At 55.8% G+C, this 24808-nt stretch carries 29 protein-coding genes; 25 read left to right on the top strand and 4 right to left on the bottom strand.

The window, feature by feature from the left end; translation table 11 throughout:
• Window positions 1-51: 51 nt before the first annotated feature.
• Complete coding sequence (locus tag ACW5XD_RS02960; protein ID WP_456493558.1) at window positions 52-792, bottom strand: endonuclease NucS domain-containing protein; 741 nt, start codon at window positions 790-792, stop codon at window positions 52-54.
• A 299-nt stretch (window positions 793-1091) separates the two neighbouring features.
• Between ACW5XD_RS02960 and ACW5XD_RS02955 the strand changes: the two genes are divergently transcribed.
• The 4 genes from ACW5XD_RS02955 to ACW5XD_RS02940 all read left to right on the top strand — a co-directional run bounded on the left by ACW5XD_RS02955 (window position 1092) and on the right by ACW5XD_RS02940 (window position 3367).
• Window positions 1092-1703, top strand: a complete 612-nt coding sequence (locus ACW5XD_RS02955; protein ID WP_456493557.1) for a Rha family transcriptional regulator — start codon at window positions 1092-1094, stop codon at window positions 1701-1703.
• The gene (locus ACW5XD_RS02950; RefSeq protein WP_456493556.1) at window positions 1700-2140 is read left to right on the top strand and encodes a recombination protein NinB; all 441 of its coding nucleotides are present in this window, start codon (window positions 1700-1702) and stop codon (window positions 2138-2140) included. Before ACW5XD_RS02955 ends, ACW5XD_RS02950 begins: the two co-directional genes overlap by 4 nt.
• Window positions 2137-2454, top strand: coding sequence for a Ref family recombination enhancement nuclease (locus ACW5XD_RS02945; RefSeq protein WP_456493555.1), 318 nt, complete (start codon window positions 2137-2139; stop codon window positions 2452-2454). The genes ACW5XD_RS02950 and ACW5XD_RS02945 overlap by 4 nt, the downstream gene beginning before the upstream one ends.
• A 214-nt stretch (window positions 2455-2668) precedes the next feature.
• The gene (locus ACW5XD_RS02940) at window positions 2669-3367 is read left to right on the top strand and encodes a TIGR02642 family protein (RefSeq protein WP_456493554.1); all 699 of its coding nucleotides are present in this window, start codon (window positions 2669-2671) and stop codon (window positions 3365-3367) included.
• Window positions 3368-3434: 67 nt separating this feature from the next.
• On the opposite strand, the gene ACW5XD_RS02935 is transcribed toward ACW5XD_RS02940, so the two are convergent.
• On the bottom strand, window positions 3435-4193 hold the full coding sequence (locus ACW5XD_RS02935) for a cytolytic delta-endotoxin (insecticidal protein) (RefSeq protein WP_456493553.1): 759 nt from the start codon (window positions 4191-4193) through the stop codon (window positions 3435-3437).
• A 202-nt stretch (window positions 4194-4395) separates the two neighbouring features.
• Here ACW5XD_RS02935 and ACW5XD_RS02930 point away from each other — a divergent pair, with 202 nt between their 5' ends.
• Entirely contained in the window at window positions 4396-4743 is a 348-nt protein-coding gene (locus ACW5XD_RS02930; protein WP_456493552.1) for a hypothetical protein, read from the top strand.
• Here ACW5XD_RS02930 and umuC read toward each other — a convergent pair.
• Both umuC and umuD read right to left on the bottom strand, forming a co-directional pair.
• Entirely contained in the window at window positions 4709-5995 is a 1287-nt protein-coding gene (umuC, locus tag ACW5XD_RS02925; protein WP_456493551.1) for a translesion error-prone DNA polymerase V subunit UmuC, read from the bottom strand. The two genes, ACW5XD_RS02930 and umuC, sit on opposite strands and share 35 nt — an antisense overlap.
• On the bottom strand, window positions 5992-6414 hold the full coding sequence (gene umuD / locus ACW5XD_RS02920) for a translesion error-prone DNA polymerase V autoproteolytic subunit (protein ID WP_456493550.1): 423 nt from the start codon (window positions 6412-6414) through the stop codon (window positions 5992-5994). Before umuD ends, umuC begins: the two co-directional genes overlap by 4 nt.
• A gap of 199 nt (window positions 6415-6613) precedes the next feature.
• On the opposite strand from umuD, the gene ACW5XD_RS02915 reads away from it, so the two are divergent.
• The 20 genes from ACW5XD_RS02915 (at window position 6614) to ACW5XD_RS02820 (ending at window position 24794) form a co-directional block, all read left to right on the top strand.
• Complete coding sequence (locus tag ACW5XD_RS02915; protein WP_456493549.1) at window positions 6614-7666, top strand: tetratricopeptide repeat protein; 1053 nt, start codon at window positions 6614-6616, stop codon at window positions 7664-7666.
• Window positions 7667-7749: 83 nt separating this feature from the next.
• Window positions 7750-8154, top strand: a complete 405-nt coding sequence (locus ACW5XD_RS02910; RefSeq protein WP_456493548.1) for an H-NS family histone-like protein — start codon at window positions 7750-7752, stop codon at window positions 8152-8154.
• A gap of 141 nt (window positions 8155-8295) precedes the next feature.
• On the top strand, window positions 8296-8820 hold the full coding sequence (locus ACW5XD_RS02905) for a type VI secretion system PAAR protein (protein ID WP_456493547.1): 525 nt from the start codon (window positions 8296-8298) through the stop codon (window positions 8818-8820).
• Window positions 8820-9686 (top strand): DUF6402 family protein, encoded by an 867-nt coding sequence (locus ACW5XD_RS02900; protein WP_456493546.1) that lies wholly within the window; start codon window positions 8820-8822, stop codon window positions 9684-9686. Before ACW5XD_RS02905 ends, ACW5XD_RS02900 begins: the two co-directional genes overlap by 1 nt.
• On the top strand, window positions 9683-10111 hold the full coding sequence (locus ACW5XD_RS02895) for a DUF6201 family protein (protein ID WP_456493545.1): 429 nt from the start codon (window positions 9683-9685) through the stop codon (window positions 10109-10111). The genes ACW5XD_RS02900 and ACW5XD_RS02895 overlap by 4 nt, the downstream gene beginning before the upstream one ends.
• A gap of 233 nt (window positions 10112-10344) precedes the next feature.
• Entirely contained in the window at window positions 10345-10743 is a 399-nt protein-coding gene (locus ACW5XD_RS02890; protein WP_456493544.1) for a hypothetical protein, read from the top strand.
• 328 nt (window positions 10744-11071) lie between these two features.
• A complete protein-coding gene (locus ACW5XD_RS02885; protein ID WP_456493543.1) occupies window positions 11072-11563 on the top strand; it encodes a lysozyme in 492 nt (163 codons plus the stop codon).
• A complete protein-coding gene (locus ACW5XD_RS02880; protein WP_456493542.1) occupies window positions 11563-12114 on the top strand; it encodes a DUF2514 domain-containing protein in 552 nt (183 codons plus the stop codon). The genes ACW5XD_RS02885 and ACW5XD_RS02880 overlap by 1 nt, the downstream gene beginning before the upstream one ends.
• 30 nt (window positions 12115-12144) lie before the next feature.
• Entirely contained in the window at window positions 12145-13059 is a 915-nt protein-coding gene (locus tag ACW5XD_RS02875; RefSeq protein WP_456493541.1) for a terminase, read from the top strand.
• A 31-nt stretch (window positions 13060-13090) separates the two neighbouring features.
• Window positions 13091-13444 (top strand): hypothetical protein, encoded by a 354-nt coding sequence (locus ACW5XD_RS02870; protein ID WP_456493540.1) that lies wholly within the window; start codon window positions 13091-13093, stop codon window positions 13442-13444.
• Window positions 13445-13502: 58 nt separating this feature from the next.
• Window positions 13503-15200 carry a terminase gene (locus ACW5XD_RS02865; protein ID WP_456493539.1) on the top strand — a complete coding sequence of 566 codons (1698 nt, stop codon included), beginning with the start codon at window positions 13503-13505 and terminating at the stop codon, window positions 15198-15200.
• Entirely contained in the window at window positions 15200-17326 is a 2127-nt protein-coding gene (locus ACW5XD_RS02860; protein WP_456493538.1) for a portal protein, read from the top strand. The genes ACW5XD_RS02865 and ACW5XD_RS02860 overlap by 1 nt, the downstream gene beginning before the upstream one ends.
• A 299-nt stretch (window positions 17327-17625) precedes the next feature.
• Window positions 17626-18576 (top strand): hypothetical protein, encoded by a 951-nt coding sequence (locus tag ACW5XD_RS02855; protein ID WP_456493537.1) that lies wholly within the window; start codon window positions 17626-17628, stop codon window positions 18574-18576.
• Between the two features lie 62 nt (window positions 18577-18638).
• A complete protein-coding gene (locus tag ACW5XD_RS02850) occupies window positions 18639-19856 on the top strand; it encodes a phage capsid family protein (RefSeq protein WP_456493536.1) in 1218 nt (405 codons plus the stop codon).
• Window positions 19857-19909: 53 nt separating this feature from the next.
• A complete protein-coding gene (locus tag ACW5XD_RS02845) occupies window positions 19910-20299 on the top strand; it encodes a hypothetical protein (RefSeq protein ID WP_456493535.1) in 390 nt (129 codons plus the stop codon).
• 66 nt (window positions 20300-20365) lie between these two features.
• Window positions 20366-20800, top strand: coding sequence for a hypothetical protein (locus ACW5XD_RS02840; protein WP_456493534.1), 435 nt, complete (start codon window positions 20366-20368; stop codon window positions 20798-20800).
• Window positions 20800-21429: a hypothetical protein gene (locus tag ACW5XD_RS02835; RefSeq protein WP_456493533.1), complete on the top strand. Its 630-nt coding sequence runs from the start codon at window positions 20800-20802 to the stop codon at window positions 21427-21429. The genes ACW5XD_RS02840 and ACW5XD_RS02835 overlap by 1 nt, the downstream gene beginning before the upstream one ends.
• Before the next feature lie 9 nt (window positions 21430-21438).
• The gene (locus ACW5XD_RS02830; protein ID WP_456493532.1) at window positions 21439-22098 is read left to right on the top strand and encodes a phage adaptor protein; all 660 of its coding nucleotides are present in this window, start codon (window positions 21439-21441) and stop codon (window positions 22096-22098) included.
• 3 nt (window positions 22099-22101) lie between these two features.
• On the top strand, window positions 22102-24327 hold the full coding sequence (locus tag ACW5XD_RS02825; protein ID WP_456493531.1) for a tail fiber domain-containing protein: 2226 nt from the start codon (window positions 22102-22104) through the stop codon (window positions 24325-24327).
• Window positions 24327-24794 (top strand): hypothetical protein, encoded by a 468-nt coding sequence (locus ACW5XD_RS02820; protein ID WP_456493530.1) that lies wholly within the window; start codon window positions 24327-24329, stop codon window positions 24792-24794. Before ACW5XD_RS02825 ends, ACW5XD_RS02820 begins: the two co-directional genes overlap by 1 nt.
• The last annotated feature ends 14 nt before the right edge of the window (window positions 24795-24808 follow it).

Below are 24808 nucleotides of genomic sequence, written 5' to 3'. Positions count from 1 at the left end.
TATGAAGTGTAAAGCTCGCACGAGGGTGCTGCTCTGAAACTCTTGGTACGATTACGATACCTTCGTAACGGCAACTGACAACGCGTACTCATAGAGTGATACAGAGGGGACCTCTGAACAGGCAAGCTTGAGGTCTTCACTGATCTGCTTGGCAATGATTATCCCACGCACTGTCTGCCCCGGCTCAGCATGGTTCTTCTTAATCCAGCTGACGTATCTCAATAGCTGGCCAACAACACGGTCATAGCCCTTCGATACCTTGAGCTCGATAACCACATAGTTGCCAGCACTATCCACAGCAAGCAGGTCGATGAAGCGGCCGCCTACAGGGAACTCTACGCCGGTGATCCCTTCATCCATATAGAGCTTTAGTGAGGGTTCAATGATGTGCAGATTCTTGGCTAAGTAGTCCCTCAGGTCATGTTCGTAGGCAAACTCGCTGGAGCCCTCGAGCGGGGTGTCCACTGGGGATTCATCGACAACCGGGGTGAGAACGGTGATTGGCGTTGGGTCTCTGCCAGGTTCGTACAGACGATAATTCGAGGTGTCGATTTTGAAGAATAGATCGTCTGTACCATCAGTTCTCGGGCTGTACTGCAAACGAGTGGGGACGTTTATAGATTGCCTGATTAGATGGGCTGCTACGGTACCTTGCTTTACGTTCGGATAGTGTTCTTTGAACCATTGGATTGCTTGCTCTCGAAGGAAAGGGGCTCCGGGTTTCAAACCCATGGAAACGATCATATCGTGCATCAGTAAACGCACTGGTTTTTCGTTGAGTGTTACAGCCATTAAGTGACATCCATGCTTGTTAAGAGAGCTATTTTTGCAGTTTCATTTTATGAACCGCCATTTCATGCTCGGCCATGTTAAATACAATGCTTATTAGAGATTTGATCTCTGTCACGGTTTACGCTCGAATCGTGCTTTTCTGAAAAACCTGCAGATTTTAAAAAAATAATTAATTCTCTTTTGTGAACCAATAGATTCCAGATGATTTCTGGTACGTGACAGAAATTATCAATAGTGGGTACCATAGTCAGTGCCGGACCTAGACCACCCGGCTGTGTATGACCAAAAGGACCCAGACCATGACCAAACCACATACCCGAGATCTATCTGCAGCACACCCACGCGGCTGTGCCAGCATCCACGACAGTAAGTCTATCCTTCAGTTCAGTCCCGAGCAGGTCGCGTTGTTCCAGAAACTGGTGAGTGCCCAGGAAGGGGAGGTGTTCACTACTTCCCGTAAAGTGGCCAAGTTGTTTGGGAAGCGCCATGACAACGTGCTGGCTGTGATTGAAAAGCTAGAGTGCAGTAAGGCATTTGCAGAACTCAATTTTGAGGTCTGCTTTGAAAACAGTAAGTTACAGAACGGTAAGCCTCTGAAGTATTACAACATCACCAAAGATGGACTGGTCTTCCTCGTGATGGGCTTCACTGGCAAGAAAGCATCCCAGCTAAAAGAGCTCTACATCTTGGCTTTCAACTGGATGCTCGAGCAGCTCCAGAATAAGCAGGAAGTGCTGCAGCTCCTTCATGACTTCACCCGGCGTGAAGCAATCTCCGTATCCAACGGAACTTTCCATGGGCAAGGCCTGGCCCAGCGACGCATCGAGAAGCGAGCGCTGGGTCTAGAACAAACCCAACTCAAGGTTCGAGTACAGCTTTCACTTGAACTGACAGGGGATGAGGCAGCATGAACTCCTACCCCAAGTATTTCCTCCGCAGTCCTGAAATTCGGTCCCGTGCCTGCCAGTTGGTCGCTGGCCTGCCGGTTGACCAGGACAAGCCGCTGGTCATCGAAATCAAGGAGATGACCCGTTCTCTCGCCCAAAACTCAATGCTCTGGGCGTGTCTCACCGACATCGCCGAGCAGGTGAACTGGCACGGCCGCAAGCTCTCCAAGGAGGACTGGAAACACGTTCTCAGCGCGGCACTGTACCAGCAGGATGTGGTACCGAACATCGACGGTACCGGCTTCGTGGTGCTGGGTAAGTCCACTTCCAGGATGACCGTGCGCGAGATGCGCGACCTCATCGAGTTGGCCCAAGCCTTCGGTGCCCAGAAGGGCGTGCGGTTCGGGGATGAATCTCGCCGAGGCTTCGACTGGGTGGCGGCATACGGGAGGGCGGCATGAGCAAGACCAAGGCTGATAAGCAGTATCTTTCTGACGTCGCCTCCCTGGGTTGTGTTGCTTGTCGCAATGCAGGCCTGGGGCCAAGTCCTGCGGAAATTCACCATGTGCGTTCTGGCGTCGGGATGGCGCAGCGCGCCGCTCACACCCAGGTGCTGCCCCTTTGCACCCGCCACCACCGTGCCTGTTACCCCACTGGCTTCCACGCCGCCCCCAAGAGCTGGCAGGCCGAGCACGGCAGTGAGGAGGTATTGCTGGAACAGGTGGCCAGGGAGGTGGCCGAACTGCGCAATAACACCATCGGAAGGGCGGCGTGATCTACCTCTCCGCCCTCGAGATCCACGGCGGGATCCACTCCGGCGGCCGGCACACCCGGGGGAGGGGTTTCGTAGAGAACCGGGCCACAATGAACGAGGCCGCTCTCCTGGGGTGGACCGTGCTGGAGATTGCGCCCGAACATATCAAATCCGGCAAGCTGCGTGCCTGGCTGCTCGCCGCTTTCAATCAAGACCCAGACCAGAGGACCAACCCATGACCAATGCGATCGAAATGGCCCTGCGCCTGTTTTCACCGAAAGGTGCGCTCCATGAGCCTATCTCTGGCAATTTCAACGCCCTGGGGCGTGATGATCTGATTGGTGCCTTGCAGATGGCAGCAAAGGATAATCCCCTTGGCCTGCAGTATCTAATGGCCGATCACCTTAGTGATGAGGGAGCAAGTCAGGGGCTGCTGGTCCACTTCTGTACCTCCCTGGGCAGCAGCGATGCCGGTGGCATGGCTATGGCTATCCTGCTGCGTCGCCCGCTGCCAGAGCAGTTGGAGCGGCTGGTGTTGTCCCACCCGCACTATGACAAGGAGCGCCGCCGGGCCGCCGTGGTGATGGAGAAGGCCAAGCGTGCGCACCGGGCTGGCAATAACCATGAGTACCAGCGCCTGCTGGATGAGCGGAATGGGATACTGGGCCTTGCCCGTGCTCACTGTGTGGCCGATATGCTGCGGTCGGGGCGCTGCCCGCACTGCAATGGTACCGGCGTGCGCCAGCGGCGCAATGACGAATGCCCGAAGTGTCACGGTACTGGGCGAGTGGTGCCGGATGCCGAGTTGGTATCGCGCCGGTTCGGCGTGCAGATGCGGCAGGCGGTGGAGAAAACGGTTGATGAGGTACTCCACCAGGCGTCAGACCTAGCCAGGGTCATGGACCGGCAAGTGAAGGAAATGCGGATAGGCTGATATTTGTTGTTCAAAGACCCAATGAAAAACGCCCTCCTGAGAAGGGCGTTCCTGCTGCATGGACTTCTTACTTAATACGTACCGGCTCGTTGTTTTTGTGCTGGGTGAAGAACTCTTGTGCCTCTTGGTGCGGATCTTTCCCACCCTTGGCGGCCAGCTTCAAGTTGGCTGGTGCTTTTATCATCTCGATTACAGACAGAGATTGCAGGTGGACGCGGTAGGACTCCTTGTCCTTCAGGGTAATAAAGAGGACACGTTCCTTTTCAATATCTACGTTAATCTCCATACCCATTGGCAGCCCGTACAGGAACAGGCCGGTTTCTTTGGACTGGACCCCGAACAGTATGTTGTACTGATAGGTTGTCTTGTGCGCTTCGCTCTTCTCCCAGAAGATCCAAGCGCTGTCTTTCTGCTCATTCAGGTTGGTAAAGGCGCTGGAGACTGACTCGACCAGCTTTGCCTTCGGGCCTTCACCGAGCACCACCCCGAGTACCTTGTTCAGGATTTCCAGCACCTTATCCACCATGAGCGTAACCGCGGCATTGGACTGCTCTATTGTCTGGTCGGTGAAGTTGATCACTGCCATTTCGGGGTGGGCCTTGATCAGGGTGAGTGCTTTTTGAACATCAAACCGGAGTGACTTCCCATCAGCCGTTGGTACCAGAGCATCTTGGAATACTCTGGCCATCGCAAAAGCTTGCGGTGCGATGTTGGGATCCGTGATCGAAAAGATCTCGTTGAAGTTGACCTGGCCTTCACTGGTTGAAAGCGAAACAAAAATATTCCGGGTGACGATATTTTTGGTTTTATCCACGGTGGTATTCATAGGTTCATCCTTGTGCTCGTTATGTGATTGAACTGCAGTGTTCTTAGGGGCCAGCAAGGTATATTCGTAGATGATAGTTCTATCAACTATGGTGTCCCATATGGGGGTTAAATGGATCTTTTCTCATTTATGGCTTCCAGGTACTTGCAGGATTGGGATGGGAGGTCTATAGCAATTGAGTCTGTAGTTAAAGGGGGAGAGGATGCAGAAGAGTGTGCTGAGGCCAATGGCTTTACAGGTCGCCGGATGGGGGATGCTCTATGGCGATTTCTTCGATCTGCATTCAATCACCAGTCTGCTTGGGGTGCCGGACGCTGTGGCCGGCGACGTGATGATCTACCTGCGTACTCTCAGCTATGTGGAGACAGTGGCCGAGACTAGGAACTGCAAACGAGAGCCCGGTAAGCGAAGCTCTCATCGGGTTTTCATCAAGGTGATAGCCATTCATCCTGAGCCGCTTCCAGGTTCAGAGTCTTTCAAGCTAAATGTGCTGCGTTCGAAGCTGGCTCGCCTTTCTAAGGCAATGCCTTTGCCACGGGGAGCTCGCTAATGCTTGTTGTGTAGCGTGGGCTGAGCTTCTCTCGTTTCATCATCCATTCCCTGTTGTCACGTCCTCTTGCGGCAAAGTAAACCTTCCCCATTCGCCCCTGGTTAATCCTGTCGATCACCTGCATGAGAGCATCACTGCGGGGATCCTGTTGCTCGTTGATGAATAGATCCCCTTGCTGGATACCTGCTGGGGTGAAGTCGGCGAGCATGACGCCGCCTTTTTGGTAGCGCTGGTCTTCAACCCAGATCCGAGAGAGAAGAGGGGCTATCAGAGATAACAGGGCCCGGGTGTCATTGGTGGGCACCGCCAACTTGGTGCTGATCTGGTTGCCGTAGTAGGGCGCCTTGTCACTGAACGGGCTGGTGCGGATGAATAGGGTCACATGGCGGCAGCACATGCCCTCCGCCCTGAGCTTATCGGCGGCCCGCTCCATGTACCCGGCCAGAGCCTGATGCATTGGCCCCATGGTGGTGATCCGCTCGCCAAAGGAGCGTGAGCAGATGATCTGCTGCTTTGCCTGAGTCAGTTGCTCCAGCTCGGCGCAGGGGATCCCCCGCAACTCCTGCACCGTTCGCTCTACCACAACCCCATATCTCTGACGAAGGGCCTTTGGATCTGCTGCAACCAGCTCGGCAACAGTCTTGATGCCCTGCTCGTTGAGTTTTGCCGACAGCCGCCGGCCGATGCCCCATATCTCATCTACTGGGGTGATGGCCATCAGCCGGGCTCGCCGCGCCTCGTCACGCAGATCGACAACCCCCCCAGTGGCCGGCCACTTCTTGGCGGCGTAGTTGGCGAGCTTGGCCAGCGTCTTGGTAGGGCCAATACCGACCCCAACCACAAGCCCCGTCCACTGTTGCACCCGCTCGCGAACTTGGCGGCCATACTCCACCAGGTCGCCAGCCCAGCTCTCGCTCAGCTCAATAAAAGCCTCGTCTATGCTGTAGACCTCCACCGCTGGCGCCATTCCCTCCAAAATCGTCATCACCCTCTGCGACATGTCACCGTAGAGCGCATAGTTGCTGGAGAACCAGACACCGCCCATTGCCTCGAAAAACTGGCGGATCTGGAAGTAGGGCACACCCATCTTGATCCCCAGCTTCTTGGCCTCAGCGGATCGGGCTACCACACAGCCGTCATTGTTGGAGAGTACGACAATGGGCACCCCCTTGAGGTCTGGGCGAAACAGGCGCTCGCAGGAGGCATAGAAGTTGTTCACATCGACCAGAGCCACGGCGCAGCTCTTGTTCATGGTGTCGCCATCTTGTGTACAACAAATACCACCACTCCGAAGATTTCCAACTCCTGCCCCTCACAGAAATTGATAGGCAGATAGGCCGGATTGCCCGGCAGCAGCACTACCGTGGGCACAAGCTGCAGTTTTTTCACCGTGAACTCGCCATCGACAGCGGCGACCACAACGCAACCATGCAACGCCTTGCGGCTGCGATCCACGACCAGCAGGTCGCCGTCACGGATCCCGTGATCCACCATGCTATCCCCGGCAGCCCGTACAAAGTAGGTGGCTGCTGGGTGGGCAACACACAGCTGGTTCAGATCGATAGCCTGTTCGACATAGTCTTGGGCGGGGGACGGGAAGCCGCATGCCGCAGGGGATAGGAACAAGGGAATTTCCAACGCCGGAGCGTTGAGATCGGGTACTGCATACATGATGAGGGCTCTATTGTGCTGTATATAAATACAGTATAGCGGTCCCCATGGAGAAGATCACCGTGGAGCGATTGGCTCCTGGCCTTGGCTTCGATGATCATGCTGATGACACAACCTGTCACTTATGGACCGATGGATCATTTAATAGACACAATGGTATGGCACAATTGAGGCTTTATTTGATCGTGTGGGCATAGGGATGAATAAGAAGCTGGCGGTTTGCTTAGGTGTATTTCTGGCGTCCTGGCTGAGTGTAGGCCATGCCGATGAGAACGTGGGGAAAGCCAAGGCGCTGATTGAGAAGGGACAAGTACAGAATGATATCGCCCTATTACGAGAGGCTATCGCTTTACTCGAACCTGCAGTGAAAAAGGGAGACCCCAGCGCGCAGTTTGAGCTCGGCAGGTTGTATGCCGATGGGCGTTATGACACTCGCAACGGGCCGGAAGCACTCTCGTTAATCACTGCTGCGGCCGAACACGGTAATGCAGATGCTCAGCTCTATCTTGGGCAAATCCATTCAGGGACTTCTCAAGGGATTATTGAGGTTGAGCGTGATAGTGAGGTCGGGCTGAAGTGGTATGAAAAATCAGCTGCCCAAGGTAACCTGCATGCCCAGTATGTATTGGGAGTCGAATACTCGAGTGATTACGGACCCATTCATGACGATGGGATCGCTCTAAAGTGGTATCTCCGTTCGGCTGAAAAAGGATACGTGTACTCTCAAGAGGCATTAGGCAATGTCTATCTATTTGGTCGTCTAGGACAGAAGATAGATAGAAACAAAGCAGAACATTATTTGAAACTCGCTGCAGCCCAGGGTTCACAGGACGCGGAAGGAAAACTGAAGGTGTTACGTTGTTTGGATGGTGCAGATCCCGATGGTGATATTAAAGCCTTAATGCCATTATGTGAAAACGAGGATGCAGAGAGAGGGATCGAGTTGTGGGTTGGTTTAAGATGTCAAGATGTAGACGTTGGCAACGCGCAATCTGTTGATGCTTGCTTTAGCAAACAGTCGAAAAACAATCCTGAAGCTAATTTTATTAGAGCGTTTGCTTTTGCATTTGGCTATGGGCGTCCTGTAAATTTGGCAGAAGCTTACGTTTACTTTTCAATGGCTGAAATGTCGTCTGGAAATGAGCGTGAGTTAGTAGTAGCATATAAACAAGCCATCGAAAAGGCGCTATCTCCTGTGAGCCTATTAAAGGCCAAACAACGGTTTGAAGAGTTAACTTCTGATAAGGAGTGATTCGAGTACGCTTTTTCTTGGTGCAAATGGCTAACGTGCGCGTCGATTGACTCATCCAATAAATAAGCTTCTAGGGTAAAATGATGAATGAATTTATTAAAGTCTTTCTGAATCAACGTAGTTTGCGGGCTGCATTGCGCGAGCTGAGCTTCGAACAATTGGTTGAGGCGAAAGAAAAATTCGATGCCATTTTCCAGGAGCGTGAAGAATCCGCTTCGAAAGAGATGGCTGAGCAAAAGGCCCATTTGGCAAAGCTGGCTGAATTCCAAGCAATGCTTCAAGACGCAGGTATAGACCCGACTGAATTAGTTGGTACCAGCGAACCTAAAGTCGCTAAGGGCAGTGTGACGAAGCGGACCCCGCGTCCTGCCAAGTACAAATATACCGAAAGTGGTGTAGAGAAAACATGGACCGGCCAAGGCCGTATGCCTAAGGCGATTGCACTTGCAGTTGAAGGCGGCACCTCTCTTGATAGCTTCCTGATTTAATCCAGTCTGAAGGCCAAGGCTCACGCCTTGGCCTTCATAATGCATTGTGCGTCATTTTATGTCATAGCCAAACGGCCCTAATGGTTCAAATGTGAACACTCTTGTTATATGGTGATTTTCATTTGAGGCAAAGGAGCTCACATGTCAAAGCAGGCAGCCAAGGTTGGCAACATTGGTACCGATCATGACGGCTTTTACCCCACGCCCATCACTGCAGGCTCACCTGACGTCTTCATCGATGGTATCCCTGCTGCCAGGGTAGGTGATCCCCTAGCCCCACACGATAAGCCAAATCATCCTCCGCACCCCCGCAAGATAGCATCAGGCTCATCAACGGTTCTCGTTAATGGTAAGCCACTGGCAATGACCGGAAGTACAGTGGACTGCGGTGGGGTGATCATTGGTGCGGGAACCGTCTTCGTTGGTGACATAGCGCCGCCTGTTATCTCCCCAGCCATCATTGCGGGGCTGTTTGATGAGCATTTTTGCATCATGGATAGTGAAACTGGGATGCCGTTTAAACATCTGGCCTATGGCATGACATCTTCAACAGGGGTTGTAGAAGGTATTGTTGATACAAGTGGCAAGACTTCCAAAGTGAAAGGAAAGTCTGAAGAGGACTTAACCCTTGATTATGTTTTCCAGACAAGGATAGGGCTGCGATAATGACGGTTGCTAATGTCAAATTATCACCTAGTGCAAATACGAAGGGGCAGGATGTAAAGGTTGATATATTCAACCTTGATCAGATCCCCGATGCCATGGAAAAGATGGGATGGAAGGTTGCACCTCAGCTCATGCGCCATTGGTTCAGTGTAAAGCCAGCGTACAAGTTCACAGAAGAGACCAAAAGAGCACTTCTACGTAGTGATGCGAGAACAATCCCTAATGACAGATTCAATGACACTATTGTCAAAATGGAGTGGGCTAGACCTTTTATAAAGGAAAAGCTGCAGGAGAGAATGGTTAATTGGAACTCACCTGCTGGTATTAATGAATTACGTAATAAATTAAAAGCGGCAGGATATTCTCCAAATATGTGCATACCATTAGGTATGAGTGATAGTGCTCGAGTGTTGGATGCCACTGCACACGTTAACACTATTAGCGTTGGTGGTTTATTGGACACAATTGATGATTGGTATGGGGCAATTGGCAATGCAAACCTAAAGTTTGCGGTAAGCGGATATTCGGGAACGCATCAGAAGCGCCCTGCATTCTTTGTAGAACGCGTTGGTGTATATCTCAAAGATACATATGATTTTGTGGATGGCAATAAGATAACAACTGAGCCATTGGGAATATGGAGTAAAAATCGTGTGTTAACAAAAGCTGAAAGTGCTACCTATTTATCATCATATGGCGCAGGTTTATATGGGTTGTTAGCTCGAAAATGGAGCGGGTTTGTTCCTGTGTTTAATCGCGATTTTCGCGAATGGCAAGATAAACATCATTCGGGAGGAGATTTTATAGTGTTTTCAGATGTGCTTTGGTTACATCCTCTCCCAAATCAGAGAATTATATATTTATGAAAAAGCTGGCTATGTTTTTGGCGATGATATTCGTGGCATACTGGCTGCTGCTAGCACACGTATCATGGGACATCTTTGATAAGACTCCATCTGTTAGTATGGTGTCAAAAGATGGCAAGTACAAAGTGTTCTTAAAAGCAGTATACCCAGTAAATCCAATTGGCATATATTGTCAGCTCACTACGGAATCGCCAATATTTTTTGAGTTGTATGATGCCAAGGGAGATTATGTAGGCCAGTCATCCCCCTTTGTATGCTATGGGGAATGGCGAGATGTTCCATATCGATTCCCAGGGGAAGAGTTTACATCTGATGTTGATAGCTTCGTTGTTTTTGATGACGAATATAATGGTGAGTTGAATATAAGCACCAAGCACAAAAAATGGTGGAGCATGATCCTGTCTCCATTTCATTCAAGGGGATGAATTGCTAGTGGGCTAGGTGTATGAAAACTAAAATAATGGATTTTTTGAGGGGGCTTTTGTGGCGCAGCCAGACGTCACATCCCCCTCAGATACGGGACGTATTTAGAGGTTCTGGATTCACCATAGCTCCAGACCAAGCATACAGTCGATACCCCAAACCATTGCCAGCAGATCCGGAGACTGAAGCTTACATCATTCGGTTTCTGGTATCAGAGGACGACAGAGACACCCTGATGCAATTGCTTGCTGGTTTAAGCTATGAGGTCCTTCCTGAGTTACCGACTCAGGTCGTGAGACGCTCTGCGGATGAGACCGGCCGAAAGTTGATGTTGTTTCTACATCCTTCTTTCTCTGGAACGGTCGTCTCGATTGCAAGTGATGACCTGGATGTGCTTGATGTTCTCCAGCAGACCAGGTTAGAGCCACCTCTACCGGCAGACTCATTCCCATGGATTGATCCCGAAGGCTTGGGATCACTGCAGGGTGACGTGGAATACTGGTGGATGCATCTTTGGCTGCCATTCTGGGGATCATTGAACCAAGAAGAGCAATTAGCCTTGGACCTGGAACCCGAATGGCGTGAGTTCATGGCGATTCATCATCCCTCTGCTCCCTCGTCATCCACTGGTTGAATCACCACCGCCCCAGCGTTAGTATTGCTAAAAGATGGCCAGAGTCCCCGTGACCCTGGCCTTTTTCATTCCTGGCCCGCCTCGTGCGGGCTTTGTCGTTTCTGGAGGGGCGATGCATGGGGGAAGAGGAAAAGTTTGCAACTGCAGCTGTTGCCGCTGCCACGGGCGTGGCCAAGTCCGCACCGCCAGTAGTGGTGTCCGGTATGACACTGGCCGGTTACCCACTTAGTGACTGGGTGTTGGTGGCCACGCTGTTATGGATTGCAGTTCAGATGGGGTGGTTCTTGTGGCAGAACATCATTCGCCCCCAGAGCCAGAGGGACGAGTGATGAATAAGCTTCGCATTGCTATTGCGGCGCTGACGCTCAGTGCGGCCGGGTTTGTGGGGGTGTTGAACCGTGAAGGATTCAGCCCGACGGCTTATCCAGACCCGGTTCGCGGGACGGCACTGCCAACGCTGGGGTTTGGTAGCACCGAGGGGGTGAAGATGGGCGATACCATTACGCCACTGCAAGCTATCAACCGGAGTATGAGGGAAGTGCGGGTATTCGAGATCGCCTTGAAGGATTGCATCCAGGTACCGCTCTATCAGTACGAGTACGACGCCTATGTCGAGCTCGCCTACAACATCGGCCCAGGGGCATTTTGCCGCTCAACTATCGTGAAACGGCTGAATGCAGGTGATTACCCCGGAGCATGTGAGGCCATTTTGTTGTTCAAGCGTGCCGGCAAACAAGATTGTTCCGAGCCAGGTAACCGGGTCTGCTCAGGGTTGTGGAAAGACCGGTTGCGGCTGAATGCCAAGTGTAAGGGGGAGTGATGGTGTCGTTCCCCGGTGGAGCGATGTCGTTCCTGGCCGGCGCGCTGGTGATTGCCGTGTTAGCTGGCAGCGGAATGGCGCTTCACCAGTCTGGTTACTCTGCCGGTGAGGAGGGTGAACGCAAGACCTGGCAGGCGAAATGGGATAGGCAGTCCGTGGAACTTGCCGAGGCCAGAGCTCGGAACATCCAGTTGGCGCGTGAGGAAGAACAGCGTCGCCAGCGCGCTATCGACAAGGTGAGACAAGATGCGGAACAGCAAATCGCCCGTGCGGAAACTGATGCCGCTGCTGCCAATGCTGTTGCTGTCCGCCTGCGTGAGCAAGCCAGGCGCGTGGCCATCAGAGCCAGTCAGTGCGCCAGTCATTCCGGCACTGCCCAGTCAGGCCAGGCAGCCAAACAGCCCGCCATGGTGCTCGCCGACGTGCTCGGTCGGGTTGATGCGCGAACGGGAGAGTTGGCAAAAGCTTTTGACCGAGCTCGAACTGCAGGCCTTGCCTGTGAGCGAGCTTATGACGCCCTCCGTACCGACACCCTAAGACTTGGTCCGTAACGGTGTGGGTGTTCTGTCTGTGGGGAGAGGATGAGTCAGCGTATCGATTGGCCAGCGCTGCAGGCGGCATTTACACAGGCGCATGCCGAGACCGGGATTGCAGCCAAAGAGTGGTGTGTGCAGCAGGGCCTGAACTATCACTCCGCCAGGCGTCACATCAAACCCCGAACTGCGCAGTTGGATGCGCAAAGTGCGCAAGAAAGTGCGCAGTTTTCGAGGGGCAAAGTGCGCAGTTCTGGTCAAAGTGCGCAGTCTGAAGTGCGCACTGTTGAGGAGTGTGCGCAGTTAGCCCCCTCTACGCAGACCAGGAAACACGTTGGCGGGAACAAAGATGGCAAGAGAAGAGGGACACCGTCTTCCTCATCCCCACAGACCTCGTCCGATGCTGGTCAACATACGAAAAACAAAGGGCGTGATGAGTTTGGGCGCTTTGTTCACGGTGAATACGAGGGCAACCCCAATCCGCGCGCGAATATCAAACCGGGCATGCAGCTTGCCAAAACCCACGGTGGCTACGCCAAGTTCATCGATTCACCGGAGCTGTTCGACCTGGCGCGTGAGCTGGAGTTGCGGGACGAGCTGGATTTTACCCGGGCTCGCGTCATCTCCGTCACCAAGACCTTGAAGGCCCTGCAGCAGGATCTCGCCGAAGCACAAGAGCTGACCGACCGGATTGCGCTCTATGACAAGATCTTGCGTGCCGAGCAGGCCCTCGACCGCAACATCCAGCGTATTGAGTCGATTGAGCGAACCCTGAGTGCCCTGCGCATCGATGAGGTGAATGGACCCAAGATTGAAGCTGACACCAAGCGGATTAAGGCGGCCACCCGCAAGCTGACCGCCGAGGCCGATCTCCTTGAGAAGGATGGCGGTGCTGATGCGACACCTGTCGCAGAGGTGACAGCTGAGCTGCAGCGCATGGGTACTGGGGGGTTGATGTCGTGATAGAATTTCTGCGGCATTGTTGGGAGGAACGATGAGAATTTACTGCAGAAATAACGCAGGTGAGTTTGTGCATATGGCCGATGACTCACTGTGTAAAGCGGCCTGCCAAGCATTGGATTCGGGGGCGAACTTCTATTATGAGCTGCCGCCAATACTGGCTGTGGGTGTCCTGGCAGAAAGGCCATCCGCAGTCGCTGCTATTGAACGTGTCCTACTTGAGCCGTATCGTCTTTACCGTAACGGTGTGCTTGTGGCGATGGGCGCGATGATTGCTGATCGGGTTCAGGTTGAAGCGTTCATCAACAATATCCGGCAGCGAGCAGCAGCCAAGAGAGAGGCTCAGGATATTGTGGAAACATGGGCCCAGCTTCAAGAGCATGAATAGGATGTCATCACCCAAACTAACCCGCTTCGGCGGGTTTTTTATTGCCTGAGATTTCCCCATGACCGAACCCGATATCTCCGCCATGACTGAGCCGGAGCAGATGGCCTACATCCGCTCAAAGCTCGGCGATAAGTGGTGGCGGATGAACAATCTCTACAAGGTGCAGAGCGAGCAGGGGGAGCTGGTACAATTCAGGCTGCGTCCGGCACAAGAGCGGCTATTCCGGACCATGTGGTGGCTCAACATCATCCTCAAGGCGCGCCAGATTGGTTTTTCCACCGCCATCGATATCTACTTGCTCGATGAGGCGTTGTTCAACAACAACCTAAAGTGCGGGATCATCGCCCAGGATTTGACCGCCGCAGGGGAGATCTACCGGACCAAGATAGAGATACCCTTCGATAACTTGCCTGGCTGGCTCAAGGCCTGCTTCCCGGTCGCTTCCCGCCGTGGTGGCGCCAACGGTGGCTACATCCTGTTTCGTCATGGTTCCAGCATCCAGGTGGCCACCTCATTTCGCTCCGGTACTGTCCAGCGCCTGCATGTCTCAGAGCACGGGAAGATCTGCGCCAAATATCCGGAGAAGGCCAAGGAGGTGCGCACCGGTACCCTCAACGCCATCCACCCTGGCTGTGTGGCGTTCATTGAGTCAACAGCTGAAGGGGTCGGTGGTGACTTTCACAGCATGTGTGTGAGGGCGATGGAGTTAGCCAGTGCCGGCAGTGAGCCGACCGAGCAGGATTGGAAGTTCCATTTCTTTGCCTGGTGGCACGATCCCAAATATCGCACGGATGTGCCTGCTGGCGGCGTGATGATCAGCAAGGCCCAGGCTGAGTACTTTGAGGCCGTGGAGCTCGCGATGGGGTGTGTGATCACCCCGGAGCAGCGTCAGTGGTACGTTCTCAAGGAGTGCAGCCAAGGGGAGGAGATGAAGCAGGAATTTCCCAGCACGCCGCTGGAGGCTTTCCTCACATCGGGTCGCCGGGTATTTTCTCCCGTTCTGACGATGCGCGCCGAAGGCGGTTGCCGACCACCTGAGCTGGTCTATGACATGGACCCGGTTACCGGCAAACGTGATCGCGTCACCGGCCCCGAGACGCTGGACGAACGGGGGCAGCGCAGCCTGATGGATCTGCTGCTGGTGTGGGAGCTGCCCGACCCTGATGAGGATTATGCCATCGGCGTGGATATCGCCGAGGGACTGGAGCACGGCGACCGGTCCAGCTTCGATGTGGTGAAACGCAGCAACGGCGAACAGGTTGCACATTGGTTCGGTTACCTGGACCCGGGCTTGCTGGCGCAACTGGTCGCACAGGTAGGGCAGTGGTATGGCAGTGACGAATATGGTCCTGCTTTCGTCGGGCCGGAGCGCAATAACCACGGGCATGCCTTTCTGTTGCGTCTGCGCGATATCTACCCCACTCGTCGCATCTACGCCCAGGAGTACATCGATCGCGAGAGCGATGACGAGACCGAGCGCCTCGGCTGGCTCACCACTGCCCAGAGCAAGCCCATCATTGTGGATGGTCTCAAGACCCTGTTGCGTGCCGGCCAAGCAGGGATCCGCTGGATTGGCACTGTCCACGAGGCATCCAGCTATGTCTACGACAAACGGGGCCGGATGAATGCCCAGGATGGCTGCTTCGACGATCAGCTGATGAGCTACATGATTGCGCAAGAGATGCGAGCCCGTATGCCGGCGCGCATCGTCAAACTCCAATCCTCCCGTCAACCCAAGCACTGGATGGCACACTGATGAACGATACACCGACCAAGGCGCCTGCAAAGGGGCGTTTCGATACCACACGCCTGCTGGCGCTGATGAGCGATATTCAGGGTCAACCGGACTGGCGTTCTTTTGCAAACCTCTGCTGCGCTTACTACGACAATGACCAACTCCTGGCGAGTGTGAAGAAAGTGCTCAAGGAGCGCGGTCAGCCCAATACCATCCACAACCTTATTGCGCCAACCATCGACGCCGTGCTGGGAATGGAGGCCAAAACCCGGAACGATTTGATGGTCGTCGCCGATGACATCGAAGAGGAATACGAGCTGCTGGCCGAGGCGGTGAACGCCGAGTTTGCCGATATGGCGCGCCTGGGGGGCTGTGAACGTGCCTGTGGCGAAGCCTATGCCAGTCAACTCAAGGCGGGTATAGGCTGGGTAGAAGTTCGCCGGCAGACTGACCCATTCAGTCCGCGCTTTCGCTTCAGTTTTGTCCACCGGGACGAGGTGTTTTGGGACTGGCACCACCGGGAGCAGGATCTCTCGGACTGCCGCTGGCTGATGCGCCGTCGCTGGCTGGATCTCGACGAGGCTTGCACCCTCTTCCCCGGTAAGGCCGAGGTACTACGCTGCAGCGTCGGTGAGACCTGGAACGGTGTGGTGAGTCTGGCTGCGATTGAGGGGATGGATGCCAATACCCAGAGCGCGTTCGACGAGTGGCAGCAGTTTGACGCCCGCCAAGTGGAGTGGTGCAGCTCCGACCGACAGCGCCTGTTACTGCAGGTGGTCTACTACCGCTCTTACACTACGCGCCGCGTCTTGTTGCTCGGATCTGGCCGGGTCATTGAGTTTGACGAGGACAACCAGCTGCACATCGTTGCGCTGGCACTGGGGCGAGGCGTGGTAGAGCGTCAGCCGGTTGCCAGCATTCGTGAAGCCTGGTTTGTTGGCCCTCACCCCCTGGTGGATCGCCCTTGCAGCGCCCCCCACAACATGTACCCGCTGGTGCCATTTTGGGGATACCGCAAAGACCGAAGCCGTGAGCCATATGGCCTTATCGCCAGGGCGATCCCCGCCCAGGATGAGGTGAACCTGCGTCGTATCAAGCTCACCTGGTTGCTGCAGGCAAAGCGCGTCATCATGGACAAGGACGCCACCAACATGAGCCGCGATCAAGTGATGGAGGAGGTGGAGCGTGCCGACGGGCTGATTGAGCTCAACCCGAACCGCAAGAACAAGCAAAGCATCTCGGATGTATTCCGGGTGGAGCAGGATTTTCAGGTCGCTGCCCAGCAATTTCAGGTGATGCAAGACAGCGTGAAGCTCATTCAGGATACGATGGGCGTTTACGCTGCCTATCTGGGGCAGGGGACGACTGGCCAGTCAGGTGTGGCGATTGCCAATCTGGTGGAGCAGGGGGCGACGACACTTTCCGAGATCAACGACAATTACCGCTTTGCCCGGCAGATGGTCGGCCAGCTCGCCCTGGGCTATCTGCTTGAGGCGCTTTCACAGCGGCGTAACGTGAAGGTGACCATCAACCGGGAGGATAAGGGGCGCCGCAAGGTCGTCATGCTCAACGTGCCGGACGGGGAGGCGCTGACGAATGACGTCACTCGCCTGCGTGCTCATATTGCCTTGGCCCCTATTCAGCAGACGCCGGCTTACAAGCAGCAACTGGCTGAACGGATGATGGAGGTGATGGCCAGACTCCCGCCCGAGGCGCAGGCGGCGTGTTTTGACATGCTGATCGAGTTGCTGGATGTGCCCAACAAGCAAGAATTCACTGAGCGGGTGCGCAACGCGTTGGGGATCGCCAAACCGGCAGATCAGATGACACCACAGGAGCAGCAAGCCGCCCAGCAACAAGCGCAGATGCAGCAGGAGCAACAGGCGTTGGCAATGCGTGAGGCGACAGCCAAGGTGGCGGAGATGGAGGCCAGGGCGGCCAAGTGGCAGAGCGAGGCGCAGCGCCTGCAGAAGCTTATCGACTCGATACGCTTTGATGATGCCCTCAAACAGGCCAATACCGGCAAGGTGTTGCAAGAGATGGCGCTGATGCAGCAGGAGGGAGAACAGCTTTCTGTCGAGCGAGCCGCCCTGCAGGCCCAGCTTGAGCAGACGCTCCAACAGCAAATTGATGAGATTGCACTGTGAGGATGTTGCATTTTTGAGCAGCCAGCGTTAGCATTTTCCCATCATCGCCCAGTCCGTCCAGATTGGGCGTTTTCATTTGCAGAAATGACAGTATCTCTGTGGTATCTGTCGGATTAGAGTGTAATCCGGGTCTCGAGACTCGAGACCCCCGTGCTTTCACGCCCGCTTTGTGCGGGCGTTTTTTATCGACCAGCCTCGCGCTGGTTTTTTTGTGCCCGGCCCACGCCGGGGAGCGCTTTTCCCGAGAGTGTTCCCCCGCTTGGGCAGCGATACCACCCGTAAACACCACGAGGACAACCATGGACATCATCGACTTAGACAATCTGACCGGCACCGAATCACTGGAGGAGCTCGAGGCGGCGTTGAATGCCCTGGAGAATGGCGATGACGCCGAGATCCAGGACGATGATGCGCAGGCCACCGTTACCGAGGGAACGGGCGTAGAGACCGTGCCGCCGACGGCCGAGGTAAACAGCAGTACTCAACCTGCCGATGTGCAGGAAGGTGAGCAGGAGGCCACCAAGGTCATCTTGTCTAAAGATGGCAAGCATCAGATCCCGTATGACGTGCTTGAGGCAGAGCGGGTGCAACGGCAGACGTTGGCCGAGGAGAATGCACAGCTAAAGGCCCTGGTCGCCGAGCGGGAGAGGTTGCAACAGGTTCTGGAACGGCACGGGATTGACCCGTTGGCGGATCCCGATGCGCTCAACGTCGCAGAGATTGAGCAACTGACACAGGACTATCCCGAGCTTGGGACGGTGCTGACCGGTATTGCCAAGCGCGTCGAGGCTCTCAGCCAGCGGGCAACACCCGTACCGCAGCCGCAAATGGAGAGCGCGCCCCCCGTTGAAGTTCAGACTGCACTGCAGGCGGTACCTGAACTCGCCGTGTGGATGGCGCAGGACCAGGATCGTGCCATTTTTGCCGTCAATGTCGATGAACGGCTCAAGAATGACCCCGTGTGGAAAGACAAATCCCTGACGGAACGCTTTGCGGAAGTGGCCAAGCGTACCAAAGCCGCGTTTGGTGATCCGGTCGAGCAGCAGGCACCGCCTGCCAGCAAGTCGGAACGCAACACGGTCGAGGAGCGAGACCATATTCCGCAAAGTCCGTCAGATCTTGGTCAGTCCGTGCAGCACGCGAGCACACTTGAGAAGTTCAGTGCGATGAGTCAGGAGCAACTGATGGCGGAGATGTCCAACATGAGTGCAGATCAGATAGAAGCCTTGCTTGCAGAGCACGACCTGTAACAACCAACGACCTATTACAACCCCGGCCCCGCGCCGGGGTTTTTGTTTTGTAGGAGAGGATCATGACCCAAGTGACCCAGGCGCAAGCCAACAAAATCCTGCAGGTGGCCCTCTTTACCGAGGCCAACCGCAGTCACTCCCTGGTCAACATGCTGACCGAGGCCGCCCCCAAGGGCGTCAAAATCAACGGTGGCAAGCAAACCAGCCATGGTGCCCCCGTTGTCCGGATCACCGATCTGCGTAAGCAGGCGGGTGCTGAAGTGGACATGCAGATCTTCCATAAACTCTCTGGCCGCCCGACCATGGGAGACAAGAAGATCGCTGGTCGCCTGGAGAACCTCTCTCAGGCAGACTTTGGGCTGATTATCAACCAGACCCGCCATGGTGTGGACGCCGGTGGCAAGATGAGCCAGAAGCGCACCAGGCACGACCTGCGCCAGGTCGCTCGTACCCTGCTGGCGGATGGTTACTACGGTAACCTGACTGACCAGCGCGGCATAATCCAGCTGGCCGGCGCCCGCGGTGACTACATGGCCGACGACATTATCGTGCCGCTGACGGATGACCCCGAATTTGGCGAGATCATGACCAACGAGGTGACGGCACCGACTTACGAGCGCCACTTTTTCGGTGGGGATGCAACCTCCTTTGAGGCACTCGATGCGGCTGATTGTTTCAATCTGAGCTGTGTGGATAACATCGCGCTGTTCCTGGCCGAAATGGCCAACCCAATCCAACCTATCCGTTTTCGTTCTGACCCGAATATCGGTGAACCCCTGTTCCTGCTCTATGTCACCCCGCGCCAGTGGCATGACTTCTACACCTCCAGTTCTGGCAAGGATTGGCAGGCGATGCTGCAAGGGGCTATCGCTCGCAGCAAGGGCTGGAATCACCCGCTATTCCAGGGCGACAGCGCCATGTGGCGCAACATCCTGGTCAAGCAGTATCCCGGGATGCCGATCCGCTTCAACCAGGGCAGTACCGTCAAGGTGTGTGTGTCCAACTCAACGAGCGGTGTGGAGGTAAACAGAACCGCAGGTACCACCATTGACCGCGCCATTTTGCTAGGTGGCCAAGCACTGGCCAATGCCTTCGGCTCCGGTGTGGAAGGCAGTTCCTTCAACATGCACGAAGAGAAGGCGGATCACGGTAACGGCACCGAGCTCTCCATCAGCTGGATCTCGGGTTTGCAGAAGATCCGCTTCAAGCAGAAGAACGGCAACGTACAGGACCACGGTTGCATGGTACTGGACACCGCCGTGAGCCCGCTCGCTCGCTAATCCAGGCCCCCGATCCGGGGGCCCGTCTTTCAGACTGACAAGAGGACCATTCCATGGCCAAGCTGATCCTGGTTAAAACCCGGCGCCGTTGGTTCAATGGCACGTTCGGTAATCTCTCCATTTCTCCGACCCTGCTCGCCGAGCTGGCAGCCATCCCGGCCGGCGATATGGTGGTATTCGGTGATCCGGTGGAGCCGAATATCAAGGTAGTGGGGGTATCACTGACCTGTGCGGAGCTCGGCGCCGACACCACACTCACGGTGAAGGTGGGCAATACCACCATCATCAACGCTCAGGACACGGCGGCAGCGGTTAACAGTTATATCCCGGTGAATGATCTCATGACCCAGGAAGGGCAGGAGATCAGTCTCACGGTCGGCGGTGGTAGTGCCACCGGTGCCGTCAAGCTCAAGCTGTACTACGAGATGGTGGGCAACCTGTAAGGGGCTGCGCCAGCGTGTGCCTGGCCGGGTGCCGGGCTTTTTCGTTTTTGGATTGGAGATAACACCGTGAGTGACAAAATTGCCGTGGTGTATATCGGCGACAAGCCGATCAAAAAAGACACTGTGACCGGCTCCCATCTGGTGTTTCCCCGCCACACGCCTGTGGATGTGGAAAGCGCCATCGCTATGCAGTTACTTGCGTTCCCAAGCGTGTGGCGTAAGGCCGACGAGTTGGAGGCGGTGCTAGCCCACCAAACCGAGCTCGAGATGGCTGCGGCAGAAGAGGCGCGTCATGCAGAGGAGGAGGCTGCCCGGCTCGCCGCCGAGCAGAGCATGGTGGTCGAGTGCCTGGCGCTGGATCTGACCAAGATGACCAGTGCACAGCTGGCTACCCTGGCCGAGAAGTACGAATTGGGCGTCAAGCAAGGCGTTGGCGAGCGGGTAGATATGTTTCGCACCCGTGTCCGCGATGCCCTGCGTACTCAGCAGGGAAGCGCGTAATGGTGCCGGTGCTGGACAGTCGCCTGGTTAGCCCTGACGTGCTTATCCCGCTGGTGCGTCAGCGGGTGTCCGGGCCCCTTGATAGCCTCATTCGCCAAGCCCTGATCCGGGCTGCGATCGACTTTTGCCGGCAGAGTGCGCTGGTCCACCTCGAGCGGTGCTTTGATGACGTGCTGGAAGGTCAGACGGTGAGCTTTGCCAAGGCCAGCTGTATTAACCGGCAGGCCCGCCAGGAGACCCGAGAGCCCCAGGTGACAGGGTCCGTGATCCACCGGATCACCGCTTGTGGTCAGCTACTGGCCGCAGGCGTGCAGTATCACGTCCAGTCAGCGGAATCGATCCGCTTCCTGGTAGCGTTGCAGGATGTATGCATCATCGGGGCGATCGAGCCACTGCCCACCGCCAGCCTGATCCCGGCGGCATTGGTTGAGGACTATGCCGAAGCCATGGCCGATGGCACCGCTGCCATCCTGCAGCTCCAACCCGGTAAGCCGTGGGCCAACCCTGAGCTGGCTCAGCTCAACCGCTCTTACTTCAATGAGGCCGCACGGGAGGCATACCGGTTTCGCATCGAACAAACAGCAAATGCCCGAACGGTTAACCCGGTGCGGCGGCACACCTTTTTCTGAGAGGTACCCATGACCACCATCAAGGACCTGCTTGAGCGGGTTTCCCTTGAGCTGACCGACACATCGCGCACCCATTGGTCGCTGGAGGACCTGGTCCATTACTACAACAGCGCCATTGCGGCGATCGCCAACTATCGGCCGGATGTCTTTGCCCAAACGCAGGCCTTTGACTGTGTCGCCGGAACCCGACAAGCCTTGCCGGCAGGTGCCATCAAACTCATTGAGGTGGAGCGTAATACGGGGGGGCGCAAGCTCCGTTACTTTGAACGAGGTGTGCTCGACGATCTGGCGCCGGAGTGGGTAACCGAAACCGGTGCCGCTGAGGCAGAGGCCTACCTGTATGAGTTGGCCAACCCACACACCTTCTGGCTCTATCCCGGGGTTGCTGCAGGTGTGCAGGTGGACCTGGTGCTGAGTGTCTTGCCGGTATCAGTAACCGTCTCGCAGGTAGAGGCCGGCAATGAGCTGCAGATGGATGAGACCTACCTTACGCCGTGCATGGACTGGATCATCTATCGGGCGTATCTGCGCGATGCGGACGACACGGCCAACTCTGGTCGTGGTCAGCTGCATTTGCAGGCCTTTGCCCAGTACCTTGGCATCAAGATCCAGACCGACAGCACACTTGCCTCCCTGCGTGGTAACAAGTTCCAAACTAATCAGGGTTAACCCATGATCCAGCTTTTTGGCGTGATCACCGATCCTGCCGGCGTGCCGGTACCTGGGGCGTTGATAGAGCTACGTGCGCTCGGCACCAGTCACGAGGTATTAATGGGGTCGGTGCTGACGTTCAAGTGTGATCCCGTTGGGGGGTATCGTTTCCCGCTGGCGGTCGGAACCTACGATGTGTATGCCCAAAATGATCTGTGTGGCGACATGGATTACATGGGCACCGGGAGTGTGACGGCGGACAGCATTGATGGCACGTTGAACAGTATTCTGGTCGATAACGGCATCAATTTGACTCCCCCGCTGCTGGATAGGGCACTGGATGCCATGCAAAGAGCGGAGTTGGCGGCGCAAGCAGCAGAGCAGGATCTGCTGCAAACCGGGGCTGATGTGATAGCCACGCAACAGGCAGCGCAGTTGGCTGCTGAACACGCAGATGCCGCCTCTGCATCCGCCATGACGGCGGGCAGTCAAGCGGATGAGGCGAAAAGCAGTGCCATCGCCGCCGCTGGCTCGGCCACCCGCGCGCAGACGTGGGCAGAACAATCGGTGGATGTGGCAGTGACAGAGGACCAATATTCCGCCCTGCACCATGCCGCCAAAGCCAACGACGCCGCGAATACCGCTATCTCCAGTGCTTCTGCCTCTGCGGCCAGTGCCGCCACGGCAGCGGCCAAGGCCACGGATGCCAGCGAGAGCGCAGCGCTGGCGGCTACCCATGCAAATGAGGCCGCGACCAGTGCGGCGACAGCATCGGCTCAAGCCGATGCAGCCAGTAGCGCCAGGACTGAGGCGGCGGCGTTTGCAACTGATGCGGGAACCTCTGCCAGTAGTGCAGAGGCGGCGGCGCAAGTATCTGAACAAGCCAAGGCCATCACGGTCGAGCACGCCGAACGAGTAACCACCTTGGCGCAGCAGGTCTCAGCTGATAGTGCGATGGTACAGACGCAATCAATTGAGGTTGCTAACCATGCCGCGACAGTGGCTGCGCAACGTGACGAGGTCAGTGCCAACGCGGCGTCCGTGGCACAGGCAAGCGTTGCTGTGCAGGAGATGCGGGATGTGGTGGTGGCGAAAACGGATCTGGCGCTTGCGGCCGCAGACACAGCCAGTGAAAAAGCCAGCCAGGCGGAGCAAGACCAGGTGGCAGCAAGTGCAAGCGCGGAGCGTGCCAGCCTGGCTGAGACGATGGCGGAGGCTTGGGCCCAGACTCCTGAAGGGAGCGACATCAACGGGCAGCCAGGGGAGTACTCGGCACTGCATTGGGCCCTGCAGGCCCAAAAATGGGCGAAGGCCATCACGTCTCAGCTGGTGTGGCTGGGCGCCTGGAATGCGGCGGCCGGCACGCCACCGACGCCGGCAGAGAATCAGGGGATCCCGTTTTACCGGATATCGCATGATGGCGTGATTGCGACGGTCAGTTATGTGGCAGGGGATTACCTGCATTGGGATCCGGCTACCGCCAACTGGTTCAAGATTGATGGCTCGGATGTGGTGGTAACAGTCAATGGTATGACGGGGGCGGTGGTACTCGGGGCAGCGGATGTCGGTGCGAAGCCGGCCAGTTGGTTGCCCAGTTGGGATGAGGTCACGGACAAACCCGCCACCATGCCGCCTTCGCCCCATGACCATGTTTGGGCCCAGTTATCCAATATCCCTGAGACCGCGTCACGGTGGCCTGGTTGGACCGAAGTGACGGATAAGCCCGCGCTGGCGGCCGCTGAACATACCCATCCCTACATGGAGGATGGCGGGTCATATGACACGCTTTACCTGAGCCAGTGGTTTCGTTCCACCGGGAACACAGGCTGGTATAGCCAGGCCCATGGTGGCGGGATCTACATGGAGGATGTTACCTGGGTACGCACCTACGGTGGCAAGAAATTCTATGTCACCAATACCGATGATGACGCGCTGAGGACGGAAGGCGGTATGTATGCTGCGGGCAATGGCAATTTTAACGATGTGTATATTCGTTCTGACCGCCGGCTCAAATCCAACATAACCCCCATCACCGACGCATTGGCCAAGGTCAGGCGCCTCTCTGGCGATCTGTATGACAAAGCGGGCCGACGGGAAGCCGGACTGATTGCGCAGGAACTGGCTGAGGTACAACCAGAATCCGTCTTCTTGAACGCCGACGGTACCTTGTCGATTGCGCAAGCCGGTGTGCTGGCCCTGCTCGTTGAGGCGGTAAAAGCCCTCGATGAAAAATTAGAGTCGTACTGATGGCGGTTCCAAATAAACCTTTTTTGTTGTCTGCCGCCTATGGCGAGTTTGGCGGCAATCGCTGGATGAGTGACACAGCCAATCGCGCAGGGTTACCCGCGCCGTGCTGGTTAGGAGAACTTGCGGGTCGAAGTGCTGCGACTGTGTTCAACATGGTGGTTGCCGAGTGGGAACCCGGACAAGGTGACACGGCGTTTGGATTTTGGGCTGGCGCCAATGGCAGTATCAGTCCGAGCAGTTACCAGGGGTTGGTATTTCAGGGGTTATACGGCACGGATTATGATAGCAACCTCTATGTGTACTTGGTCGGTGCCGCACCCGATCTCAATCTCACCATCGTCGGGGCCGGCACTGTGACCATACCGGCCAACAACGGCACAATCCCCATGGCGGTGCCTTGGCCTGGCATTGGTGAATGGCTGGCTGCCCGTGTCGGGCAAACGGTTCAAATCAGTATTGCTGGCTAAAAGAAGTTAAGCGT

Source organism: Aeromonas enterica (assembly GCF_054052465.1).
This window is presented reverse-complemented; position numbering and strand designations above follow the sequence as displayed.